This is a genomic window from Nonomuraea salmonea, from assembly GCF_042428605.1.
GTDB lineage: Bacteria > Actinomycetota > Actinomycetes > Streptosporangiales > Streptosporangiaceae > Nonomuraea > Nonomuraea salmonea.
This window is the reverse complement of the sequence record NZ_JBHMCF010000012.1, coordinates 218,889-239,826: the sequence shown is the minus strand read 5'-3', so window position 1 is coordinate 239,826 and position 20,938 is coordinate 218,889. Positions and strand designations below refer to the sequence as shown.

At 70.7% G+C, this 20,938-nt stretch carries 25 protein-coding genes and 1 tRNA gene; 17 read left to right on the top strand and 9 right to left on the bottom strand.

What is annotated here, in order from left to right:
• Positions 1-126: 126 nt before the first annotated feature.
• From ACFFR3_RS17585 to ACFFR3_RS17540, 10 genes are all read left to right on the top strand, one after another.
• Positions 127-453 carry a PadR family transcriptional regulator gene (locus ACFFR3_RS17585; RefSeq protein ID WP_345390232.1) on the top strand — a complete coding sequence of 109 codons (327 nt, stop codon included), beginning with the start codon at positions 127-129 and terminating at the stop codon, positions 451-453.
• Positions 450-1,328 carry a serine/threonine-protein kinase gene (locus tag ACFFR3_RS17580; RefSeq protein WP_379483441.1) on the top strand — a complete coding sequence of 293 codons (879 nt, stop codon included), beginning with the start codon at positions 450-452 and terminating at the stop codon, positions 1,326-1,328. The genes ACFFR3_RS17585 and ACFFR3_RS17580 overlap by 4 nt, the downstream gene beginning before the upstream one ends.
• Positions 1,329-1,346: 18 nt before the next feature.
• Positions 1,347-2,141: a uracil-DNA glycosylase gene (locus tag ACFFR3_RS17575; protein WP_364371662.1), complete on the top strand. Its 795-nt coding sequence runs from the start codon at positions 1,347-1,349 to the stop codon at positions 2,139-2,141.
• 97 nt (positions 2,142-2,238) lie between these two features.
• Positions 2,239-3,555 (top strand): NAD(P)/FAD-dependent oxidoreductase, encoded by a 1,317-nt coding sequence (locus ACFFR3_RS17570; protein ID WP_364371659.1) that lies wholly within the window; start codon positions 2,239-2,241, stop codon positions 3,553-3,555.
• Between the two features lie 80 nt (positions 3,556-3,635).
• Positions 3,636-4,151, top strand: a complete 516-nt coding sequence (locus ACFFR3_RS17565) for a glycine cleavage system transcriptional repressor (RefSeq protein WP_345390223.1) — start codon at positions 3,636-3,638, stop codon at positions 4,149-4,151.
• Positions 4,148-4,684, top strand: a complete 537-nt coding sequence (locus tag ACFFR3_RS17560; RefSeq protein ID WP_364371656.1) for a peptide deformylase — start codon at positions 4,148-4,150, stop codon at positions 4,682-4,684. The genes ACFFR3_RS17565 and ACFFR3_RS17560 overlap by 4 nt, the downstream gene beginning before the upstream one ends.
• A 49-nt stretch (positions 4,685-4,733) precedes the next feature.
• Positions 4,734-4,806: transfer RNA gene (locus tag ACFFR3_RS17555), tRNA-Leu, on the top strand.
• Positions 4,807-5,361: 555 nt separating this feature from the next.
• Complete coding sequence (locus ACFFR3_RS17550; RefSeq protein WP_364371648.1) at positions 5,362-6,156, top strand: Bax inhibitor-1/YccA family protein; 795 nt, start codon at positions 5,362-5,364, stop codon at positions 6,154-6,156.
• A 166-nt stretch (positions 6,157-6,322) separates the two neighbouring features.
• Positions 6,323-6,556, top strand: a complete 234-nt coding sequence (locus tag ACFFR3_RS17545) for a DUF4287 domain-containing protein (RefSeq protein WP_080045101.1) — start codon at positions 6,323-6,325, stop codon at positions 6,554-6,556.
• A 52-nt stretch (positions 6,557-6,608) separates the two neighbouring features.
• The gene (locus ACFFR3_RS17540) at positions 6,609-7,016 is read left to right on the top strand and encodes a PPOX class F420-dependent oxidoreductase (protein WP_364371644.1); all 408 of its coding nucleotides are present in this window, start codon (positions 6,609-6,611) and stop codon (positions 7,014-7,016) included.
• Positions 7,017-7,094: 78 nt separating this feature from the next.
• Here the strand turns inward: ACFFR3_RS17540 and ACFFR3_RS17535 are convergent, their stop codons facing one another.
• The 3 genes from ACFFR3_RS17535 to ACFFR3_RS17525 form a co-directional block, all read right to left on the bottom strand.
• Positions 7,095-8,312: an acetyl-CoA C-acetyltransferase gene (locus ACFFR3_RS17535; RefSeq protein ID WP_345390211.1), complete on the bottom strand. Its 1,218-nt coding sequence runs from the start codon at positions 8,310-8,312 to the stop codon at positions 7,095-7,097.
• A 72-nt stretch (positions 8,313-8,384) separates the two neighbouring features.
• Positions 8,385-9,740, bottom strand: a complete 1,356-nt coding sequence (locus ACFFR3_RS17530; protein WP_364371641.1) for an outer membrane protein assembly factor BamB family protein — start codon at positions 9,738-9,740, stop codon at positions 8,385-8,387.
• Between the two features lie 74 nt (positions 9,741-9,814).
• On the bottom strand, positions 9,815-10,783 hold the full coding sequence (locus ACFFR3_RS17525; protein ID WP_364371638.1) for an SGNH/GDSL hydrolase family protein: 969 nt from the start codon (positions 10,781-10,783) through the stop codon (positions 9,815-9,817).
• Positions 10,784-10,928: 145 nt separating this feature from the next.
• Between ACFFR3_RS17525 and ACFFR3_RS17520 the strand changes: the two genes are divergently transcribed.
• Positions 10,929-12,299 carry a cystathionine beta-synthase gene (locus ACFFR3_RS17520; RefSeq protein ID WP_345390202.1) on the top strand — a complete coding sequence of 457 codons (1,371 nt, stop codon included), beginning with the start codon at positions 10,929-10,931 and terminating at the stop codon, positions 12,297-12,299.
• Between the two features lie 17 nt (positions 12,300-12,316).
• Here ACFFR3_RS17520 and ACFFR3_RS17515 read toward each other — a convergent pair whose 3' ends face one another.
• Positions 12,317-13,459 carry a sensor histidine kinase gene (locus ACFFR3_RS17515; protein ID WP_364371634.1) on the bottom strand — a complete coding sequence of 381 codons (1,143 nt, stop codon included), beginning with the start codon at positions 13,457-13,459 and terminating at the stop codon, positions 12,317-12,319.
• A gap of 137 nt (positions 13,460-13,596) precedes the next feature.
• Here ACFFR3_RS17515 and ACFFR3_RS17510 point away from each other — a divergent pair, with 137 nt between their 5' ends.
• Positions 13,597-13,791: a hypothetical protein gene (locus ACFFR3_RS17510; protein ID WP_364371631.1), complete on the top strand. Its 195-nt coding sequence runs from the start codon at positions 13,597-13,599 to the stop codon at positions 13,789-13,791.
• Between the two features lie 199 nt (positions 13,792-13,990).
• The gene (locus ACFFR3_RS17505) at positions 13,991-15,130 is read left to right on the top strand and encodes a cystathionine gamma-synthase (RefSeq protein WP_345390193.1); all 1,140 of its coding nucleotides are present in this window, start codon (positions 13,991-13,993) and stop codon (positions 15,128-15,130) included.
• Between the two features lie 21 nt (positions 15,131-15,151).
• On the opposite strand, the gene ACFFR3_RS17500 is transcribed toward ACFFR3_RS17505, so the two are convergent.
• The gene (locus tag ACFFR3_RS17500) at positions 15,152-15,580 is read right to left on the bottom strand and encodes a hypothetical protein (RefSeq protein ID WP_345390190.1); all 429 of its coding nucleotides are present in this window, start codon (positions 15,578-15,580) and stop codon (positions 15,152-15,154) included.
• Between the two features lie 10 nt (positions 15,581-15,590).
• Positions 15,591-15,716, bottom strand: a complete 126-nt coding sequence (locus ACFFR3_RS17495) for a hypothetical protein (protein ID WP_364371627.1) — start codon at positions 15,714-15,716, stop codon at positions 15,591-15,593.
• Positions 15,717-15,855: 139 nt separating this feature from the next.
• Here ACFFR3_RS17495 and ACFFR3_RS17490 point away from each other — a divergent pair, with 139 nt between their 5' ends.
• On the top strand, positions 15,856-16,278 hold the full coding sequence (locus tag ACFFR3_RS17490; RefSeq protein ID WP_345390187.1) for a DUF6292 family protein: 423 nt from the start codon (positions 15,856-15,858) through the stop codon (positions 16,276-16,278).
• Between the two features lie 20 nt (positions 16,279-16,298).
• Here the strand turns inward: ACFFR3_RS17490 and ACFFR3_RS17485 are convergent, their stop codons facing one another.
• Both ACFFR3_RS17485 and ACFFR3_RS17480 read right to left on the bottom strand, forming a co-directional pair.
• Positions 16,299-16,760, bottom strand: a complete 462-nt coding sequence (locus tag ACFFR3_RS17485; RefSeq protein ID WP_364371623.1) for a VOC family protein — start codon at positions 16,758-16,760, stop codon at positions 16,299-16,301.
• Positions 16,757-17,359 (bottom strand): DinB family protein, encoded by a 603-nt coding sequence (locus ACFFR3_RS17480; protein ID WP_345390184.1) that lies wholly within the window; start codon positions 17,357-17,359, stop codon positions 16,757-16,759. Before ACFFR3_RS17480 ends, ACFFR3_RS17485 begins: the two co-directional genes overlap by 4 nt.
• A 61-nt stretch (positions 17,360-17,420) precedes the next feature.
• Between ACFFR3_RS17480 and ACFFR3_RS17475 the strand changes: the two genes are divergently transcribed.
• The 3 genes from ACFFR3_RS17475 to ACFFR3_RS17465 are packed head-to-tail and all read left to right on the top strand — an operon-like array spanning position 17,421 to position 20,257.
• Positions 17,421-18,401 (top strand): helix-turn-helix transcriptional regulator, encoded by a 981-nt coding sequence (locus ACFFR3_RS17475; RefSeq protein ID WP_345390182.1) that lies wholly within the window; start codon positions 17,421-17,423, stop codon positions 18,399-18,401.
• Positions 18,402-18,428: 27 nt separating this feature from the next.
• Entirely contained in the window at positions 18,429-19,259 is an 831-nt protein-coding gene (locus ACFFR3_RS17470; RefSeq protein ID WP_379483440.1) for a helix-turn-helix transcriptional regulator, read from the top strand.
• A gap of 44 nt (positions 19,260-19,303) precedes the next feature.
• Positions 19,304-20,257, top strand: a complete 954-nt coding sequence (locus ACFFR3_RS17465; RefSeq protein ID WP_379483439.1) for a quinone oxidoreductase family protein — start codon at positions 19,304-19,306, stop codon at positions 20,255-20,257.
• 183 nt (positions 20,258-20,440) lie between these two features.
• Here ACFFR3_RS17465 and ACFFR3_RS17460 read toward each other — a convergent pair whose 3' ends face one another.
• The gene (locus ACFFR3_RS17460; RefSeq protein WP_379483438.1) at positions 20,441-20,899 is read right to left on the bottom strand and encodes a GNAT family N-acetyltransferase; all 459 of its coding nucleotides are present in this window, start codon (positions 20,897-20,899) and stop codon (positions 20,441-20,443) included.
• Between the last annotated feature and the right edge of the window lie 39 nt (positions 20,900-20,938).

Sequence of the window (20,938 nt, the reverse complement as noted above, 5' to 3'; positions counted from 1 at the left end):
CACGCATGCCTCTGGCCTGACCAGGAGCGCGACGCCGTACTGATCGGCTGAACCGGGCGGTACCTTCGGGAGCCGCCCGGTTTTTCCGTTTGCTACTACTGTGCATTGCACAGTACTGTGTGACGCGTGGACAGCAGCCAGCTTCTCAAGGGCGTGCTCGACCTGGCCGTCCTGGCCGTGCTCGACGAGCGTGACGGCTACGGCTACGACGTCGTACGCAGGCTCAGGGAGGCCGGGCTCGACGAGGTCGGCGACGCCTCCGTCTACGGCACCCTGCGCCGCCTGTTCAAAGCGGGCGCGCTGACCTCGTACGTGGTGGCCTCCGACGAGGGGCCGCACCGCAAGTACTACGGGCTCAACGACACCGGCCGGCGCCTGTACGCCGACTCCGCCAAGACCTGGGCCTCCTTCTCGGCCACCATGGCAGCCCTGCTCAAGGAGGAACGACCATGACCCCCGACCAGTACGCACAGGCCGTACGCGAGGCCCTGGCCGGCCATCCCGACAGGGAGGAGCTGCTGGAGGACCTCGACGACCACCTGGCGGAGATCGCCGCCGAGTCGGACCTGCCGCTCGACACCAGGCTCGGCCCGCCCGAGGCGTACGCCGCCGAGTTGTCCGCCGCCTACGGGGCGAGCGGCGTCAGGCGCGCCCCCACGCTCCTGAGCCGGGCCCGCGCCGCCCTGCTGCGCACCGGTTCGAGCAGCGGTCTCGCGGGCTTCCTGCGCGAGCTGAGGCCCGGCTGGTGGGTGCTGCGCGGCTACGCCCTGGGCATGCTCACCACCCTCATGCTGTCGAGCGAGGCCAGGCTCGTCCCCGCGACCCCGCCCGACTGGGCGCTCGTGGTGCTCGCGATCATCGCCTCGGTCTGGCTCGGCCGGCGGCCACGGGGGCGCTCCGTCGTGCTGACCGCGGTGGCCGCGAACGCGCTGGCCGCCATGGCGCTGCTCGCGGGCTTCGCGGGGGCGGGCGCCGACCCGTCGCCGCAGGTCCAGACGGCCGCGAACGTGCTGCTGGTGGGCGGTGGCAGCGCCCAGGGGGTGGCCAACCTGCGGACGTACGCCAAGGACGGCACCCCGCTGACCGACGTCTTCCTCTACGACCAGGACGGCAAGCCGTTCACCACCTGGCCTGAGTCCTTCGGCTTCGAGATCGACAGGTCGTGCGGCGAGCCGGTGCGCAACCGCTACCCGCTGCCGCTGATCGACCGGCGGGAGAGCGCCGGAGCGGCGACGCCGTCCGCCTGTCCCACCGAGAGCCCCACCGAGGGCCCCACCGAGGGCGCAGCGGACCCGAGCGCCACGCCGGAGCCCAAGCGCTCCGAGTGATCGGGCACCATCGGTGTCATGAGCTTCGTACCTCCTGGCACCGGCTGGCCCGACGACCCGGCGACCGCTGACACCCCGGTCGCCCTCGACCCCGCCGACGTGAAACGCATCGCCGCCGCCGCCGGCACGATCGAGGAGCTCACGGCCGCGCAGTCCGTCTGCCGCGCCTGCCCCCGCCTGGTCGAGTGGCGCGAGGAGGTCGCGCGGACCAAGCGGCGGGCGTTCGCGGACGAGACGTACTGGGGCCGTCCCGTCCCCGGGTGGGGCGACGAGCGGCCGCGGATCCTGCTGGTCGGGCTGGCGCCGGCGGCCCACGGGGGCAACAGGACGGGCCGCATCTTCACCGGCGACCGCAGCGGCGACTGGCTGTTCGCCTCGCTCCACCGGTGCGGCCTCGCCGCGCAGGAGACCAGCACGTACGCGGGCGACGGCCAGCGGCTGATCGGCACCCGCGTGCTGGCGTCGGTGCGCTGCGCGCCGCCGGCGAACAAGCCGACCCCACAGGAGAAGGCCACCTGTTTCCCGTGGATGTCCAGGGAGATCGCGCTGGTGGCCGGGACCGTACGGGTGGTCGTGGCGCTCGGCGGCTACGCCTGGCAGGCCATGTGGCCGGCGCTCAAGGAGGCGGGTTACGAGCTGCCGCGCAGCCGCCCGCCGTTCGGTCACGGGGTGGAGGTGGAGGTTCGTCACGGCGGGTCGCCCGTCACGCTCATGGGCTGCTACCACCCCAGTCAGCAGAACACCTTCACCGGCCGCGTCACCGCCCAGATGCTGGACGACGTCTTCTCCAGGGCCGGGTCGCTGGCTGTGTGACGCGTCCCACCACCTCTCGGCTGGCTTCTTCGAGAGCCCTTGACGTAGGCTTGTGAATGCTTTCACAAGCACTTTCCACGAGGGATGGGGCCTCAGGATGAACAAGCACATTGTGATCGTCGGCGGCGGCTACGTCGGCCTCTACACAGCGCTCAGGCTGCAGCGCAAGCTCCGGAGCGAGCTGCGCGGCGGCGAAGCCCGCATCACGATCATCGACCCCCAGTCCTACATGACCTACCAGCCGTTCCTCCCGGAGGCGGCGGCGGGCAACCTCTCGCCGCGCCACATGGTGGCCCCGCTGCGGCGGGTCCTGCCCCAGGCGCACATCCTGAACGGCACCGTGACCAAGGTCGACCACGCCGGGCGCGTCGTCACCTTCCAGCCGGCCGAGGGCGAGCCGCGCGAGATCGCGTACGACGTGATCGTGATGGCCGCCGGGTCGATCTCCCGCACGCTGCCCATCCCCGGGCTCACCGACATCGGCATCGGCTTCAAGACGGTCGGCGAGGCGATCGCGCTGCGCAACCGGGTGCTCCACCTGCTCGACGTGGCCGAGTCGACCGAGGATCCCGAGGTGCGGCGCAGGGCGCTGACGTTCGTGGTGGTCGGGGCCGGCTTCGCGGGCGTCGAGGCGCTGGCCGAGCTGGAGGACATGGCCAAGCACTCGACCCGCTACTACCGCAACATCAAGCCGTCCGACATCCGCTGGGTGCTCGTCGAGGCGACGAACCGGGTGCTGCCCGAGGTCGGGCCCGAGATGGGCCGGTGGACGCTGGAGCAACTGCGCGAGCGCGGCATCGAGGTCAAGCTCGACACCCGGCTCGAGTCCTGCGTGGGCGGCCACGTGGTGCTGTCGGACGGCACCGAGTTCGACGCCGAGACGCTCGTCTGGACGGCCGGCGTCAAGCCCAGCCCGGTGGTCGGCGACAGCGACCTGCCGCTCGACGAGCGCGGCCGGATCAAGACCACGGCCATGCTCACCGTGGCGGGCTCGCCCGGCGCGTTCGCGGCGGGCGACGCCGCGGGGGTGCCCGACGTGACCAACCCGGGCCAGTACTGCGCGCCCAACGCCCAGCACGCCGTCCGCCAGGCGAAGGTGCTGGCCGACAACATCGTCCGCCACCTCCGCGGCGAGGAACTGGTCGATTACCGCCACAAGTACGTCGGATCGGTCGCCGGACTCGGCCTGCATCAGGGCGTGGCCAATGTCTATGGCGTCAAGCTTCGCGGATTCCCTGCGTGGTTCATGCACCGCACCTACCATCTGTCGCGGGTGCCGACGCTGAACCGCAAGGTCCGTGTGGTCGTCGACTGGACTCTGGCTCTGTTCTTCAAGCGAGAGACGATCTCTCTGGGAGAGATGGAGCACCCCCGCGACGGCTTCAGGGCGGCGGTGGCGACGACTCGCCGCTAGCTCGGGTACGGCAGCGCCCCGGCGATCCATGCGCCGGGGCGTTCTCGGCGCCCATGGAGCAAGCGGAAGGGGTGCCACGGGTGGGTCTGTCAGCGGTGACCGTGCTGGGCGTCGACCGGCCAGGCGTGATCGCCGCGGTAACCGGGTCGCTCGCCGACTGCGGGGTGAACATCCAGGACTCGACCATGACGTTGCTGGGCGGGCACGTCGCGATGATGCTCCTGGTCTCGGGCGACCTCGATCCCGCCGAGCTGACCAAACGGGTGGGTGCTCCCGATCTCGTGGTCACCGCCTCGGCGATCGCCGCCCGCCGCCACTTCTGCGGCGGCTACGGCGGCGGGCTGGGCTACGTGCTGACCGTGCACGGCCCCGACCGTCCCGGCATCGTCTCCGCCGTCAGCGCCGTGCTGGCCGAGGACGGCGGCAACATCACCGGCATGAGCACACGGCTCACCGGCCGCCTGTACGTGCTCATCGCGGACGTCGAGCTGCCGAAGGACGTCGACGTCGCCGCGCTCATGCGCAGGCTGGCGGCCGTCGGCGCGAGCCTCGACTCCGACATCACCTTCCGTCCCGTCGAACCGGACCTGTTGTGAACCGGCGGGGCCCGAGACCGGCCGGCACCGTGCGGGACGTGCTCGGCGCCCCGCATCCCGTCCTGTCCGCCGTGGCGGAGCCCGTGGACCCGGGCGACCCCGAGGTGGTGGCCGCCGCGGCCGATCTGCTGGCGACCCTGCGCCGCACGCCCGCCACGACGGGGCTGGCGGCCCCTCAGATCGGCCTCAGCTGGCGGCTGATCGCCTTTGACGCCGGTCGCCACCCCAGGAGTCGTTCCTGGGCCGGAGAGACCGTCCTCGTCAATCCCAGGCTCGCGGGGGCAGCCGATTGGGACGAGGGGCGTGAGGGGTGCGCGTCGATCCCCGGGCTGACCGCCGACGTACGGAGAGCGACGCGTATCACCGTACATGGGCATTTGCCAGGATCCGGGGAGACCGTCACCATCGAAGCGGATGCCGTGGAAGCTCGCTGCATTCAGCACCAACTGGACCATCTAGACGGTCTACTCTTCTTGGACAGAGTCCCTGGAGCGCTATCACTTCACCGCAAGCTTCACACTTGTGACGCTTGATGCGAAGTTGTGCTCCTCGGAAGCATGGTCTGTTTCGTATGATTGCGGCGCCCCCGTAGCCCAATGGCAGAGGCAAACCCCTTAAAAGGGTTGACGTGCGGGTTCGAATCCCGCCGGGGGCACTTGCCATCTCCATTGACTCCAGGTCTCTGACCTGGAGGTTTACCGCCATCGCGAGACAGACCATCACTACGGTGTTACCGGCCGATATCGAGTTGTTATCGAGTTTGTCCTGTCACCGTGTGATCACTGCTGGTGGATACCCGGCCACGCGGCCGCCGAGCGGTCCCGCCGCCGGTCCTGACCTCCGGCGCGTACGGACCGCCCGACCGCCGCTGTTTGCCCGTCCGAAAAGTTTTCGCCGGCCCCCCGACATTGACAGGCCCCGGATTTTCTGCTTTCTCCGCCCTTTGCGGAGATTCCTTTCTGTGAATGCCTGACTACGCCTGACAACCGCCCTTTCCCGCGACGGAAAGGGGCCATACTCTTCCCCTGGGCGCATCGGCGCACGTCGATGCCCTGCCGGAGGCCGCCCGCGGGCAATTCACGACCGCGGGAACTCCGGGGCGGGCCGGATCGTTGTGAACGCAGCCGACATCCCGTATGAACATCCATATGAGCGTCAGTTGACCAAGGTGGCGGCGCGCACCGTAGGCTCGTCGTCACAGGAGGCAGCGATGGAGAGCAAGAACCCCGTATTCAGCAGGTCGCGGCAGCAGGCCGCGACGGGCTGGGCCGGTCCCACCCCGTCCCCCGACCAGCTGCAGAACATGTACGACTCGCCGTCGTACGCACCACCTTCCCGGCCGGCACACCGGACCATGACGCTGGACGACGTCGTGGTCCGAGGGTTCCTGACCCTCGGCGCGCTGGTCGTCGCCGCCGCCGCGGCCTGGATCCTCGACGTCCCCCCGGTGGTCGCCATCGGCGCGGCGGTCATCGCGCTGGTCCTCGGCCTGATCGCCTCGTTCACCCAGAGCACCAACCCGGCGCTCATCCTGGCGTACGCGGTGTTCGAGGGCGTCTTCCTCGGCAAGATCAGCGCTGTCTTCGAAGGCATGATCAGCGGCATCGTGCTGCAGGCGGTCCTAGGAACGGCGTTCGCGTTCGGCGCGGTGCTGACCGTCTACGCGCTGCGCATCGTTCGCGTGACACCCAAGCTGGTGAAGTTCACCATCGCGGCCGGTCTCGCCGCGCTCGGCCTGGTCCTGGTCAACCTCGTCATGGGCATCTGGGTCGACGGCGGCCTGGGCCTGCGCACCGACAGCCCGCTCGGCTGGATCTTCAGCATCGCCATGATCCTGCTCGGCTGCTTCTTCCTGCTGCTCGACTTCGACTCGATCGAGCAGGGCGTCAAGCAGGGCGCGCCGGAGAAGTTCGCCTGGCAGTGCGCCTTCGGCCTCACGCTGAGCCTGGTGTGGATCTACCTGGAGGTGCTGCGGTTCATCAGCTACTTCACCAGTAGCGACTGACCTGCTCGCATCCGTCTCGTGAAGGGCTCCGCCGCACCGGCGGGGCCCTTTCGCTCTGCGACGGAAAATCTACCTGCCGTCACAAAATGATGCCGGACTGAGGGCTTGCCATTCGCACGTCCGTGTTGCAGTGTCAAGCAAAGGACCTTAATCCGCGGAGGTGCCCATGTCCTTGAACCACTCACCGGAGACGCAGACAAAGCTCATCGCCAGGGTCCCGACCATCACGGGACGCGAACTCCCAGAGTGGTTCCAAGCCATCGACAACGGCCCGAGCTTCCTGAGGTGCGACGAACGGGCCAACTGGCTCGCCGACGAGCACGGGCTGACCCACGGCTACGCCGCCGCGATCGTACACGAGCACGAGCGGCACCGCCGTAACCGCATGGGCTTCATCTAAGCCCAACCGTCACGCGCCCGTGCCGTAAGCGCGGGCGCGTCATCATGGGGGTATGGATCTCAACAAGGCCCTCGGTTTCCTCCGCGATCACCACCACGCCGTCCTGCTGACCCGGCACCGCGATGGGCGCCCGCAGATGTCGCCGGTCACGGCAGGCGTGCAGGGTGACCACGTCGTGATCAGCACCCGCGAGACCGCGGCCAAGGTGCGCAACGCGCTGCGCGACCCCCACGTGTCGCTGTGCGTCTTCACCGACCGCTTCTTCGGCGAGTGGATCCAGGTCGACGGCACCGCCGAGATCGTCCACCTGCCCGAGGCGATGGAGCGGCTGATCACCTACTACCGCGACATCTCGGGCGAGCACCCCGACTGGGACGACTACCGCGCCGCCATGGAACGCGAGCGCCGCGTCCTCATGCGCATCACCCCGGTCCACGCCGGCCCCGACCGCCACGGCTGAGGCCGCACGCCGGGAGGCGTCCCCGGTCGCGCGGCCCGCACTGAGGCCGCACGCCGTCGTGGCGCGCGGCCCGCACGCTCAGCTCAGGCGCTCGATGACCATGGCCATGCCCTGGCCGCCGCCCACGCACATCGTCTCCAGGCCGATGCTCTTGTCGTGGTGCTGGAGGCCGTTGATCAGCGTCGAGGTGATGCGCGCGCCGGTCATGCCGAACGGGTGGCCCACCGCGATGGCGCCGCCGTTGACGTTGAGCCGGTCGATGTCGATGCCGAGCTCCCGGTACGACGGGATGACCTGCGCGGCGAACGCCTCGTTGATCTCCACCAGGTCGATGTCGTCGATCGACATGCCGGCCCTGGCCAGCGCCTGCTTCGACGCCTCGACCGGGCCGAGTCCCATGATCTCGGGCGACAGGCCGGTCACGCCGGTCGAGACGATCCTGGCCAGCGGCGTGATGCCCAGCTCGGCTGCCTTGACGTCGCTCATGATGACGACCGCCGCGGCGCCGTCGTTGAGCGGGCAGCAGTTGCCGGCGGTGACCGTGCCGTCGGGGCGGAAGACGGGCGCGAGGGTGGAGACCTTCTCGTACGTGGTGCCCGCCCTGGGCCCGTCGTCCTTGGCCACCACGGTGCCGTCGGGCAGCGTCACCGGCGTGATGTCCTTCTGCCAGAACCCGTCGGCCAGCGCCTTCTCGGCGAGGTTCTGCGAGCGCACGCCGAACTCGTCCTGCTCCTGGCGGGAGACGCCCTTGAGCTGGGCGAGGTTCTCGGCGGTCTGGCCCATGGCGATGTAGACGTCGGGCAGCTCGCCGTCCTCGCGCGGGTCGTGCCAGACGTGGCCGCCCTCGGCGAGCCCCTTGCTGCGCTCGCGGGCGCCGAGGAAGGCCGGGTTGTGCGTGTCGGGCAGCGAGTCGGAGTTGCCCTTGGTGAAGCGGGAGACGGTCTCGACGCCCGCCGAGACGAACACGTCGCCCTCGCCCGCCTTGATGGCGTGGAAGGCCATCCGGGTGGTCTGCAGCGACGAGGAGCAGTAGCGGGTCACGGTGGTGCCGGGCACGTCGTCGAGGCCCAGCATCACCGCCACGACCCTGGCCATGTTGAAGCCCTGCTCGCCGCCGGGCAGGCCGCAACCGAGCATGATGTCCTCGATCGAGGCGGGGTCGAGCTGGGGCACCTTGGCCAGCGCCGCCTTGATCATCTGGACGGTCAGATCATCGGGCCTGATGTCCTTGAGCGACCCCTTGAAGGCTCGTCCGATCGGGGAACGCGCGGTTGCGACGATGACTGCCTCGGGCATGGCCCCTCCTTTGTCGGCGCTAATAGTAGAACTATATTCCAGTTCTCTGTGCAAGGGCCGACGGGGCCGTTCTTATCCGTACATTCCGGGCGAGTTCGCCGTCTGGTCGTTCACCGCGTGCAGGCCGCCCCGCTCGTCCCGCCACAGCCGCCAGCCCTCCTGGCTGCCGGTGAACCAGGGCGGCGGCGTCGAAGGGGGAGTGATGCGCTTGCCGGTGCCGAGGTCGTACTCGCAGAGCGCGGCCGTGGAGTAGAAGCCGGGCGGCTGGCCGCGCAGCGGCAGCGGCTTGGGGTCGGTGACGCAGAACGACCAGCCGCGCTCGCCCTCCGCCGGCACCGGACGGCCGGCCGCCAGGTCGAAGGCCGTGCCCTTGGCGCGGTGCTGCAGGAAGCCCAGCTTGTCCATGCGATCGGGGAAGGCCAGCCACCAGCCGGAGCCGGGCACCTCGGAGGCGGTGATCTGGCCGACCACCCGCCCGCTGGCCGGGTCGAGCCGGGCGAAGCCGCCGTAGGCGCCGTTGGGGTCGACGGGACGGACGACAGGGGCGAGCCCCGGGCTGCCGCTCGGATAGACGCGTACGACAGAGGGCCGCATCCAGTTGATGGTCCCGTCGGCGATCTTGACGCTGAACAGCCCGAACGCCGAGACCTTCTTCGTCTTCGGGTTCGTGTACGGGGCGACGTAGCCCACCAGGTCGTCGCCCGCCGCCCCGAACGCCCAGCCGCCCGACAGGTCGATGCCGGGGCCGAGCGCCTGCTCGATCGGCTGCTGCCACTGCAGCTTGCCGGTCTTCAGCTCGTACGACTCCACCATGGGGTTGGCGGCCAGCCTGAGCAGCAGCACCCGGCTCTTGTCCGACCACTCGACCTCGGAGATGCCGGGCAGCTTCCACAACTGCTTGCCCGTCGCCGGGTCGAGCACCACCATGCGGGCCTTGGCCAGCGCCGTGTGCTCGGACAGGCACACGTAGGGGCCGCAGCGCTGCGGGCCGAACGTCGAGTGCACGGGCCTGGTCCACTTCTTCGCCCCCGTACGCGCGTCGCGGGCGATGAGCGTGGCGTTCCAGCGGCCCTGCTTGGCGGGATCGAGCGCCACCACCACGCTGTGACCGTCGGCCTGCCGCACGAGCGCGGGGGCCGAGACGCCCATGCCGGGCAGGCGGCCCGCCATGGTGGCCGGATGGGCCCACAACTGCCGGCCGTCGCGCAGGCTCATGGCGACGGTCTCCAGCGCGCCCTCCGGCCTCATCGAGGTGACGGCGACCACGTCGGCGCCCACCGCCACCCTGCTGACGACGTTGATCCTGGTGTTGTGCCAGGAGGGGTAGGCGGAGGTGGCGGCGTCGCTGCCGGAGCAGCCGGCGACGGCGAGGCCGGCGGTGAAGGTGCCAGCGAGGGCGAGGGACGGTTTCCACGAGGGCCGGCGCACGGGCAATCCACTCCAATGAGGACGGGGAGTGGCGACTCGGGAGCGGAGGGTGACCGGTCGAGGGTGCGCAGGTGTCAGGTGTCGTTGACCGCCTCGCCGAGCCGCCGGCGGAACAACGTCGCCCACTTGCCGTGCAGGCCCGTCGCCCGCCCGTCGACCCGGGTCGCGGAGACCTCGGTGCCGGGCTCCTCCGCGGCCGTAGCCGCCGCGAGGTAGATCGGTTGCAGTGCTTCGCCGCGCGCGGGCCGCGGCTCAGGCCACAGCCCCAACGCAGCGCACACCGACGGTAGCACCGCGTAAGCGGCCTGCGCGTAACCTCGGTCAGATGGATGGAAACGATCCGGTCCGAACATTTCTGTCGGATTTGTAGCGAACTCCGGGCCCAGGACGTCGGCGAACGCCACCGTACGGCCGCCCGCGTCCACCACCGCCACCGTCTGCGCCGCGGCGAGCTGCCGGCTCCAGCGCCGCGTCACCCAGCGCAGCGGCTGCGCGATGGGCCGCACGGTGCCGAGGTCGGGACACGTGCCCACGACCACCTCCGCCCCCGCGTCACGCAGCCGCCGCACGGCCTTGACCAGATGGCGTACGGCTGTGGCGGGCGACGTCTGCGTGATGATGTCGTTGGCCCCCACGAAGATCACCGCCAGGTCGGGGCTCATGGGCAGCGCGGCGTCCACCTGCTCGGCCAGCTCCGCCGACGGCGCGCCCGACTTGCCCACCACCTTCAGCTCGACCGGCCGGTCGGCCACCGCGGCCAGGCCGTTGGCCAGCAGCACCGCGGGCGTCCGCGCCGGGTCGGTCATGCCCAGGCCGACGGACGTGGAGTCGCCCAGCATGGCCATCCTGATCGGCTCGCCGGGAAAATGGGCGCCGTAGACGCCGTCGGAGTGCGGGCCGTCCAGGCCGTGCGGGCGGCCGATGGCCTTGCGTGCCAGCAGCCCTTCGGCGATCAGCAGGCCGTACGCCGTGGCTCCGAGAGCCGTCAGCCCGCCACCTCCGAACGCCGCAGCGGTAGCGATCTTCCTTGCCGCGCGTGCCATGCCAGCCGGCCACACCACGTACGTGCCCTCCCCAGTCGAACTCGGCGGTAGCGTTTGCATGAAACTAACCGAGGGCCGGCCACCCCCACTGGACCTCGGCCATCGACAAGCTGACCAAGCTTCGGCAAAGAAGGTGAACACCTCGGTGCGCGTTTACGATTCCCTGGTCGACCTGATGGGCAACACGCCCCTCGTCAGGCTGCACAAAGTCACCGCGGGCGTGCCCGCGCAGGTGCTCGCCAAGGTCGAGTACTTCAACCCCGGGGGCTCGGTCAAGGACCGCATCGCGGTGCGCATGATCGAGGCCGCCGAGAAGTCGGGCGCGCTGCGTCCCGGCGGCGTGATCGTCGAGCCGACCTCGGGCAACACCGGCGTCGGCCTGGCCATCGTGGCCCAGCAGAAGGGCTACAGGTGCCTGTTCGTGGTGCCCGACAAGGTGGCCCAGGACAAGATCTCGGTGCTGCGGGCGTACGGCGCCGAGGTGGTGGTCTGCCCGACCGCCGTCTCGCCCGACCACCCCGAGTCCTACTACTCGGTCTCCGACCGGCTGGCCCGCGAGATCCCCAACGCCTGGAAGCCCGACCAATACTCCAACCCGAACAACCCCGACTCCCACTACCACTCGACGGGGCCCGAGATCTGGGAGCAGACCGAGGGCCGGGTCACGCACTTCGTGGCGGGCATCGGCACGGGCGGCACGATCTCCGGCACCGGGCGCTACCTCAAGGAGGTCTCCGGCGGCCGGGTGAAGATCATCGGGGCCGACCCCGAGGGCTCGGTCTACTCCGGCGGGTCCGGGCGGCCCTACCTCGTGGAGGGCGTGGGCGAGGACATCTGGCCGGCCACGTACGACACGGAGATCTGCGACGAGATCATCGCCGTGTCCGACAAGGACTCCTTCAACATGACCCGCAGGCTCGCCCGCGAGGAAGGGCTGCTGGTCGGCGGGTCGTGCGGCATGGCCGTGGTGGCGGCGCTGCGGGTGGCGGCCACGGCGGCGCCCGACGACGTGGTGGTGGTGCTGCTGCCCGACGGCGGCCGCGGCTACCTGTCGAAGATCTTCAACGACGACTGGATGGCCGACTACGGCTTCCTGATCACGTCCTCCGACGAGGGCACGGTCGGCGACGTGCTGGCCCGCAAGGGGGCGGGGCTGCCGGAGTTCGTGCACGTGCACCCGCACGAGACGGTCGGCACGGCCATCTCGATCATGCGCGAATACTCGGTGTCGCAGCTGCCGGTCATGAAGGAGGAGCCGCCGGTCATGGCGGCCGAGGTGGTCGGATCCATCGTCGAGCGAGATCTCCTCGAGGCCCTCTATCACGGCAGGCTCTCCTCCGACGATCCGATCTCCGATCACATGTCCGCGCCGCTACCCACGATCGGCTCTGGTGAACCTGTGGCCATTGCGGTGGAAGCGCTGGAGAAGGCCGATGCGGCCGTTGTGCTGGAGGACGGCAAGCCGGCCGGGCTGATCACCCGCCAGGACCTGCTCGCCTTCCTGGCCAACCACTGACGGGCTCCCGCTCCCTGTCAGGAGAGCGGGAACTCGGCCACCACTTCCCACGCGCCCTCGGGGGACGGGCCCGCGTAGAGCCGTCCCCCCAGCGCCTCCACCCGCTCGGCCATGCCCACCAGCCCGAACCCGCCGCCGAGCCGGGACACGCGCGAATCCGAGCCGGAGCCGAAGTTCCGTACCCGCAGCGTCACCAGCTGCTCAAGGCGGCGCAGCTCCGCCTCCACCCAGGCGGTGCGCGCCGCGTGCTTGCGCACGTTCGTCAGCGCCTCCAGGAGCACCCGGTGCAGGGTGGTCATGACCTCGGGCGGCAGCGTACGGTCGTCGATGCCCTGCCCGATCTCGAAGGCCACCTTCGGCCCCTCGGCCGAGAACCGCTCGGTCATCATGCGCAGGTCGGCCAGCGTGACGCCGGGCGTCCTGCCTGCCTCGTCCGCCGCGCGCAGCACGGTGACCATGCGGCGCATCGACGTCAGCGCGTCCGAGCCGGCCGAGGCGATCGCGTCCAGCGCGGGCAGCACGGCCTGCGGGCTGCTCTCGGCGACCGTACGCGCGGCCTGTGCCTGCACCACGATGCCGGTGATGTGGTGGGCGACCAGGTCATGCAGCTCCCTGGCCAGCTCAAGGCGCTCCGCCCTGCGTACCGAGTGGACCGCCTCGATCCGCCGCTCCTGCTGGAAGCGCAGGTAGCCGCCGACGCCCGCGGTCAGCGTCCAGCTCGCGAACAGCAGGAACGAGAACATCAGCCCCGCGTTGTGGTACTCGCGGCCGCCGGCCTCGGCCATCAGGACGGCGAGGCCGAGGCAGGACAGCAGGGCGGCGTTGCGTACCGGCTCGGCGTGCCGCAGCACGCCGAGGGTCAGGATGAGCAGGGAGCCGGTCTCCGTCATGCCGGGCAGGCCGCCGTTGCCGATGGCGGCCAGCGCCATCGACGTCACGAACGACAGGCCGAGCAGGGCGAGGTAGCCCTGTGTACGGTACCTGCGCCGCAGCACCAGCGCCGTGATGCCGGCCACTCCGCAGATCGGGACGAGCCACTGCTGAGGCCCCAGACCCGCGGCGAACACGACATCGATCAGCAGGAGGAGGCCGAGCCAGCCGTACATGGCCAGCTCGCTGAGCCGGCGGATCCAGTACACGACGCGTTTCGAGTCCCCCACGGCGTCGAGCCTAAGCCTGAAGTCGGACAAGGCGTATCGACCGTTCGGCCGACCGGGCGTTGCGGAGACCAGCCCTTCAGGGGAGGTGGCGGACGGGGGTCCTCGCCGATGCTGGAGAGGTCGGAAAGGGGACAGACATGGTTGCCATCGGGTTCGCCCTCCTGGGGGCCGGGCTGGTCGTCGCGGTGATGCTCGCGCTGGCCGACCCGGTACTGCTCTCGCGCATCAACGGGGAGCGCGCGGAGGGCGGCAGAGGCCGATTCATCGACGCGGACGTCGTTCGGTTGCCCGCGCGGTCCGGCGGGGACCGGCACGAGACCAGGGCGGCCTGAGCCGCCCACCATCCGGGGACCGGGCTTCGGGCCGCCCACCATCGGGGGACCGGGCTTCGGGCCGCCCACCGTCACGGGCGGGCCGTCGCGGAGGCGTCGGGCCTGGTCGGGCTGGTGTTCGCCGACGGCGTCAGCGCCCCGGCCGGGGCGCTGACGCGGGGCGGCTTGAGCGCGGCGCGCGTCCACTAACGTGGCTGGTATGAGCAACGGTTTTGAGACCCTGGCCATTCACGCAGGTCAGGAGCCCGACCCGCTGACCGGCGCGGTCGTGCCGCCGATCTACGCCACGTCCACCTACAAGCAGGACGGCGTGGGCGGCCTGCGGTCCGGATATGAGTACAGCCGCTCGGCCAACCCGACCAGGACCGCGCTCGAAGCCGCGCTGGCCGCCGTGGAGGGCGGGGCGCGCGGGCTCGCGTTCGCGTCGGGTCTCGCCGCCGAGGACACCCTCCTGCGTACGGTCTGCAAGCCGCAGGACCACGTCATCATCCCCGGCGACGCCTACGGCGGCACCTACCGCCTCTTCTCCAAGGTCCACGAGCGCTGGGGCCTGCACTACGACCCCGTGCCGCTCCACGACCTCGACGCCGTGGCCACCGCCATGACGCAGAAGACGAGGGTCGTCTGGGTCGAGACGCCCACCAACCCGCTGCTCGGCATCGCCGACATCGCGGCTCTGGCGCAGCTCGCGCACGACAACGGCGCGCTGCTGGTCGTCGACAACACCTTCGCCTCGCCCTACCTGCAGCAGCCGCTCGCGCTCGGCGCCGACGTGGTCGTGCACTCGACCACCAAATACGTCGGCGGGCACTCCGACGTGGTGGGCGGCGCGCTGGTGGCCGCCGACGCGGGGCTCGGCGAGGAGCTGGCCTTCCATCAGAACTCCATCGGCGGGGTGGCCGGGCCGTTCGACGCCTGGCTGACGCTGCGCGGGCTCAAGACGCTCGGTGTGCGCATGGACCGCCACTGCGCCAACGCCGAGCGCGTCGTCGACCTGCTGCTGTCGCACCCGAAGGTGACCGAGGTGCTCTATCCGGGGCTGCCCGACCACCCCGGTCACGTGGTGGCGTCGAAGCAGATGCGCAGGTTCGGCGGCATGGTGTCGTTCCGCGTCGCAGGGGGCGAGGCGGAGGCCGTGGCGGTGTGCGACCGCGCCAAGCTCTTCACGCTGGGGGAGTCGCTCGGGGGAGTGGAGTCGCTCATCGAGCACCCCGGCCGCATGACGCACGCCTCGGCCGCGGGGTCGCCGCTCGAGGTGCCCGCCGACCTGGTGCGCCTGTCGGTCGGCATCGAGACCGCCGACGACCTGCTCGCCGACCTCACCCAGGCGCTGGGCTGAGCCGTTCCTGACGGTGGCCCCCTACTCGGGCACCACCATCAGGAAGAGGATCACCAGCCAGATCACCGACAGCAGGCTGCTGATCGCGGCGATCCGCCCGTTCTCGACCTTCGCGTCGTCCTCGGCGCTCTCGTTGGAGAGCGCCTGTACGGCGGCGCGCAGGTCGCGGTCGATGAGGACGAGCAGCACGATGCCCACGATGAACAACGTCATCGACGCCGTCATGTACCACCGGCCGAGCAGCCCGTCGCCCATGACGATGCCGAGGATCAGGCCGAACACGAACACGCCGATGCTGCCGATGGCGTAGATCCTGGTCGTGCGCTGGATGAAGCGCAGCGCGGGCACGTTCTTGGTGCGGATGACCCGGGGCGCCGACATCGTCGCCGCGGTGATCGGACCGAGCGTGAAGATCGCGAATCCGATGTGCAGCCAGAGAAGCAGGTCCATGCGGGAGAGACTAGTCCCCGATGATCTCGCTGGGGGATTCGACACTCTCTTTGCCCTTGGCAGGGCAATGCATGCACAGCTCCATGGCCGTCACCGTGACGACCATGAGCACGACGAGGAGCACCGCGGTAATCATGGGTCCTCCTCCTTCCCCGTCGGGGACGTAAATATCGTCCGTAATGACTAGACGGCTGTGCAACGGAATAAGTTCGGCGCGGGTATGGTTGGGCAACGCCGTTTTTTCCTTACCGTTTGGGCACAAGGAGGTGCCGTCCGTGGCCATCAAGCACGTCGAGCCGTACTCCGACGAGTGGCTGCAGCAGCCGATCAGCTACGTGCAGCGCGTTGTCGAACTGCTCGGGTCAGAGGTCTCGGACTGGTGGGAGGGCCCCTGCGATCCGCGTGACGCCACGGTCAAGCTCACCGACGGCACCGCGCTCGTGTGGGACGAAGAGAGCGGGTGGCGGCTCGGCCGGTTCGTCGCCGGCGGGCGCGGGCAGCACACCGAGCTTTCGGGCGTCCGTTATCTCGGTCACGGGCTGCTGCCGCGGCCCGAGCGGGTGCGTGAGGCGCTGCGCGACGCACGCGCCGGGGTGGGAGCCAGCTCGGCCTGGCGCCCCTGCTACCGCTCCCACCGCAACTGCCGCGACGGCTTCGACGTCGCCCTCGACTTCTACTCCCGCCTCGTGGACGCCTGACCCTCGCGCCCGGGGCGCCGTCAGTCCAGGCAGAACTCGTTGCCTTCCGGGTCGAGCATCACGATGTGGCCGCCGCTCATCGGCGGCTGCGGCTCGTACCTCTGGACCCGGGTGGCCCCCAGCTTGAGCAGCCGCTCGCACTCCGTCTCCAGCGCCGCCATGCGCTCGTCGCCCGCCAGGCCGGGAGCGGCACGCACGTCGAGGTGCACGCGGTTCTTCGCGACCTTGTCCTCGGGCACCTGCTGGAAGAACACCCGGGGCCCGGCGCCGTCGGGGTCCTCGATGGCCGAGCTGGTGTTGCGCCGCTCCTCCGGCACGCCCATGCGCTCCAGAAAGTCGTCCCACGCGGCCAGCGGGTCGGCGCCCTCGGGCAGCTCGACCCCGGGAGGCGCGGGGTGGACGTACCCGAGCACGTCGCGCCAGAAGACGGACAGCGCCCGCGGGTCGTGAGCGTCGAAGGTGATCTGAACGTGCCGGCTCATCGCTGCGCGCCTTCCGTGGTTCGTGCGTCGTTCGCAAGGTGGGTGTGCAGGTAGAGGTCGCGCAGCAGGCAGACCTCGGACAGGTGGTGGATCAGCTCGCGGTGGATGTGGAGCACCAGATCCGCCATGGGGGATTCGGGGTACGGCTCCTTGTCGCCGACCGGGACGCGCAGCCCGTCCTCGCCCAGACCCTGGACGCCGGCCAGCCACGCCTCGACCTCCCTGTCCAGCTGGTCGAGCGCTTGCGCCGCGGTGCCGGCGTACTCCCAGGTCTCGTACGACGCCGGCGGCCCCCCGAAGTGGGAGGCGGTGCGAGTGGCGAGCACGCCGACGATGACGTGCCCGAGCCGCCAGGCGATGGTGGTGAACGGCGCTGGGACCGGTGTCGGGTAGGCGAAGTCGATGGTGAAGTCTCTCGTCCCGCCCTGGATGGGCGCCGTCGACCGGCCGCGCGGCCACACGCTCCAGGGGCCGGGCACCGGTGACCAGAAGTACTCGTCGTCGGTGAGCCCCTCCAGGCGGGGCCGCAGCTGGTGGGTCCAGTGCCAGGTGAACTGCTCGCGCAGCGTCATGTTCCAGTCGAACGCGGTTGTGCTCATGGCTCCACGATGACACCCCTAGCGGACAGGATCGGTCCGCAATCTCTGGCAGGCTGAGAAAATGACCCTGGCAAGCGAGGACGAACGCGGAACGACGGAGCGGGTGCTCACCCTGCTCGGGCTGCTCCAGCAGCGCCAGATCTGGACCGGGCCAGAGCTGGCCGCCCGGCTCGGGGTGACCTCACGTACCGTGCGGCGCGACGTCGAACGCCTGCGCACGCTCGGCTACCCGGTGCACGCCAGCCAGGGGGTCGGCGGCGGCTACCAGCTCGGCCCGGGGCAGGATCTGCCGCCGCTGCTCCTCGACGACGAGGAGGCGATCGCCACCGCCGTCTCCCTGCTGGTCGGGGCCGGTGGGGCGGTGGCCAGCGCGGGTGACGCCGCGCTGCGGGCGCTCACCAAGCTCGACCGGGTGCTGCCCACGCGGCTGCGGCACGAGGTGCGGGCGCTGGCCGGCTCGGTGGAGTCCTTCGCCGGTGGCGGCCGGGAGCCGATCGACCCGAAGGTGCTGATGACGCTGGCCAGGGCGTGCCGGGACGAGGTGGAGGTCGCCTTCGAATACCCGTCGCGGGAGGGGCAGCGGACGCGGACGGTGGAGCCGTACCGGCTGGTCGCCTCCTCCCGGCGCTGGTACCTGCTCGCCTTCGACCTCGACCGCGACGACTGGCGTAACTTCCGGGTCGATCGGATGAGTGAGGTCGCCGCGCGGACCCGGCGGTTCCGGCCACGGGAGGCGCCGGACGCGGCGGCGTACGTGCAGGAGAGCGTCACCACGCGGGTCTACCGGCACCAGGCGCGCTTCCTCGTGCACGCGCCGGTCGAGGTGGTGCGGGCGCAGGTGCCGGCGGCGGCGGGCGTCGTGCACGACCGGGGGAGCGACGGCTGCGAGGTGGTCACCGGCGCCGACAACCTCGACTTCGTGATCATGCACGTGGTGCTGCTCGGACACGACTTCGACGTCCTCGACCCACCCGAACTGGCCGCCCGCTGCCAGGCCCTGTCCGCCCGCCTCCGCGCAGCCGCCCAGGAGGCCAGTCCGTAGCGGGGTTTGTCGCTTATGGTGTGTTTCGTGAGTGCCAGTCAGCATCGCCGTGAGCAGCTCAAGGAGTTCCTGCGTGCCAGGCGCGAAGCGCTCGCGCCCACTGACGTCGGGCTGCCCGCCGCCGGACGTCGCCGCACTCCCGGGCTGCGGCGGGAGGAGGTGGCGGTGCTCGCCGGGGTCGGGGTGTCCTGGTACACGTGGCTGGAGCAGGGGCGCGACATCAAGGTCTCCGGTGCCGTGCTCGACGCGGTCGCCCGCGCGCTGCTGCTGGACGAGGCCGAGCGTACGCACCTGTACGTGCTCGCCGGCCTGAACCCGCCGGACCCCGCAGGGCAGCCGGGCGCCCCCGTGAACGACCAGCTCAGGGCCGTGCTGGACGCCTGGATGCCCAACCCGGCACACGTCCTCGACCGGCACTACGGCCTGGTGGCGATGAACGACGCCTCCCGGCGCGTGTTCGGCTTCGACGAGGACGTCAGCAACTGCATGGTCGCGTTCTTCACCCATCCCATCTACCGGGGCAGGTTCACGGCGTGGGACGAGTTCGCGCCCGACATGGTGGCCGATTTCCGGGCGTCGGCGGCCCGATATCCGGACGATCCGGTCTTCGAGGAGATCGCCGGGGGGTTGCGCGCGGTCAGCCCGGAGTTCGCGGCGTTGTGGGCGCGGAGCGACGTGCGGTCCCGCTCGCAGGGGGTCAAGGCGATCACCCATCCCGAGGCCGGTGACCTGGTGTTCGCGTACTCGCTGTTCCGGCTGCCGGACCGCGCGGACCTGAACGTGGTGCTGCACACGCCCGACCCCGACACCGACACGCAGCGGAAGCTGGAGAGCCTGGTGTTCGTACACCCAGGATGAGCCGGCACTGCCTCACCTGCGGCTCAGCCCGGACGATGGACGGCATGAAGGCAATCACGATTCCCGCATTCGGCGGCGCTGACGTTCTCCGGCTCGACGAGGTCAAGGTGCCCGAGCCAGGGCCCGGCCAGGTGTCCATCGACGTGGCGTACGCGGGGGCGAACTTCGCCGAGATCCTCTACCGGCAGGGGCTGGCCGACGTGCCGCTGCCGTTCGTCCCGGGCATCGAGGTGTCCGGTCACGTCAGGGCGCTGGGCCCCGGTGTCGAGGGGCTGCGGGTGGGGCAGCCGGTCGCCGCGCTCACGATCGTGGACGGCGGCGGGTACGCCGAGGTGGCGGTCACCGCCGCCGACCTGGTGGCTCCGCTGGACGGGCTCGCGCTGGAGCTCGACGTGGCGGCGGCACTGCCGTCCAACAGCACGACGGCGTTCCTGGTGCTCGACCGGGTGGCTCGTATCGAGCCGGGGGAGAGCGTGCTGGTGCACGCTGCGGCCGGCGGCGTGGGCAGCCAGCTCGGGCAGGCCGCCCGGCTGCTGGGAGCGGGCCGCGTGGTGGGCACCGTGGGCGGCCCGGCCAAGGTCGAGGCGGCCAGAGCGTTCGGGTACGACGAGGTCGTGCTGCGTGCGGCGGCCTCAGGGTGGTTCGACGTGGTCGTGGACATGGTGGGCGGCGCGACCCGCCGCGACAGCCTGGACCTGCTCGCCCCGATGGGCCGGCTGGTCGTCATGGGCAACGCCTCCGGCGCCGAGGACGTCGGCATGCCGGCCAACGAGCTGTGGCTGACCAACAAGACCGTCTCCGGCTTCAACCTGGCCGCCTTCGCCGCCACCCACCCGGAAGCCGTAGGCCAGGCCCTCCGCCGAGCCGTGAACGCCGCCGCAGGCGGCGGCCTGCGCGTCCAGATCGACCGGCTCCCCCTGACCCAGGCCGCAGAAGCCCACCGCCGCATCGAGTCCGGGGGCACCACCGGCAAACTGGTCCTGAAAGTGCAGCACTGAGCAGCACCCGACGAGGACAAACCGGGCGCGACTCAGCGAGGGAGCCGTCATGTGCGGGGCCTCGCCTTCGCGAGGGGAGTCGCCTTTGCGAGGCAGCGCCACGACCACGACAGGCCGGGCGCGCCACGCGCGGCGCCGTCACGCGAGGCGCCGCCACGCGTGGGGCCGGCGCTTCGCCGGCGGCTAGGGCTCGGGGGCGTGGAGGGCCAGCATGATGTGCTGGTCGTCGCCGTGGTGGACGATGCCCTCGCGTTGGAAGCCGTGTTTCTCCAGCAGGCGGACCGAGGCGGTGTTGCCCTCGTGGGGGTCGGCGTAGAGCGGCCGGTTGGGCTCCTCGGCGAGGAAGAGCGCCATCGCGCGGCTGCCGATGCCGCGCCCCCAGAAGGCGCGCCCCAACCAGTAGCCGATGAAGCGCCGCTCCTCCTCCCACCACGCCACCAGGTTGCCCGCCGGCTCGCCGTCGGCCAGCACGGCCCGCACGTAGACGGTGGGGTCGCCGAGGATGTTGGCCTTCCAGTGGCGCAGGAACGCCTCACGCTCGCGTGGCGCGAACCTCGACCGCCGCGCCGCCTCGGGATCGTGCTCCTGCGCCAGGAACACCTCCAGATCGGCCTCCGTCACGTCTCTCAGCCGTACGTCCATGCCGGGCAGTCTCGCAGGCGGCACCGACAACTTCGCGGC

Excerpts from the sequence above, each read along its gene's own strand:
- ACFFR3_RS17580 (WP_379483441.1), top strand. The coding sequence starts at position 450 with ATGACCCCCGACCAGTACGCACAGGCCGTACGCGAGGCCCTGGCCGGC.
- ACFFR3_RS17575 (WP_364371662.1), top strand. The coding sequence starts at position 1,347 with ATGAGCTTCGTACCTCCTGGCACCGGCTGGCCCGACGACCCGGCGACC.
- ACFFR3_RS17570 (WP_364371659.1), top strand. The coding sequence starts at position 2,239 with ATGAACAAGCACATTGTGATCGTCGGCGGCGGCTACGTCGGCCTCTAC.
- ACFFR3_RS17550 (WP_364371648.1), top strand. The coding sequence starts at position 5,362 with ATGGAGAGCAAGAACCCCGTATTCAGCAGGTCGCGGCAGCAGGCCGCG.
- ACFFR3_RS17545 (WP_080045101.1), top strand. The coding sequence starts at position 6,323 with ATGTCCTTGAACCACTCACCGGAGACGCAGACAAAGCTCATCGCCAGG.
- ACFFR3_RS17540 (WP_364371644.1), top strand. The coding sequence starts at position 6,609 with ATGGATCTCAACAAGGCCCTCGGTTTCCTCCGCGATCACCACCACGCC.
- ACFFR3_RS17535 (WP_345390211.1), bottom strand. The coding sequence starts at position 8,312 with ATGCCCGAGGCAGTCATCGTCGCAACCGCGCGTTCCCCGATCGGACGA.
- ACFFR3_RS17525 (WP_364371638.1), bottom strand. The coding sequence starts at position 10,783 with ATGGCACGCGCGGCAAGGAAGATCGCTACCGCTGCGGCGTTCGGAGGT.
- ACFFR3_RS17510 (WP_364371631.1), top strand. The coding sequence starts at position 13,597 with ATGGTTGCCATCGGGTTCGCCCTCCTGGGGGCCGGGCTGGTCGTCGCG.
- ACFFR3_RS17505 (WP_345390193.1), top strand. The coding sequence starts at position 13,991 with ATGAGCAACGGTTTTGAGACCCTGGCCATTCACGCAGGTCAGGAGCCC.
- ACFFR3_RS17500 (WP_345390190.1), bottom strand. The coding sequence starts at position 15,580 with ATGGACCTGCTTCTCTGGCTGCACATCGGATTCGCGATCTTCACGCTC.
- ACFFR3_RS17495 (WP_364371627.1), bottom strand. The coding sequence starts at position 15,716 with ATGATTACCGCGGTGCTCCTCGTCGTGCTCATGGTCGTCACGGTGACG.
- ACFFR3_RS17485 (WP_364371623.1), bottom strand. The coding sequence starts at position 16,760 with ATGAGCCGGCACGTTCAGATCACCTTCGACGCTCACGACCCGCGGGCG.
- ACFFR3_RS17480 (WP_345390184.1), bottom strand. The coding sequence starts at position 17,359 with ATGAGCACAACCGCGTTCGACTGGAACATGACGCTGCGCGAGCAGTTC.
- ACFFR3_RS17475 (WP_345390182.1), top strand. The coding sequence starts at position 17,421 with ATGACCCTGGCAAGCGAGGACGAACGCGGAACGACGGAGCGGGTGCTC.
- ACFFR3_RS17465 (WP_379483439.1), top strand. The coding sequence starts at position 19,304 with ATGAAGGCAATCACGATTCCCGCATTCGGCGGCGCTGACGTTCTCCGG.
- ACFFR3_RS17460 (WP_379483438.1), bottom strand. The coding sequence starts at position 20,899 with ATGGACGTACGGCTGAGAGACGTGACGGAGGCCGATCTGGAGGTGTTC.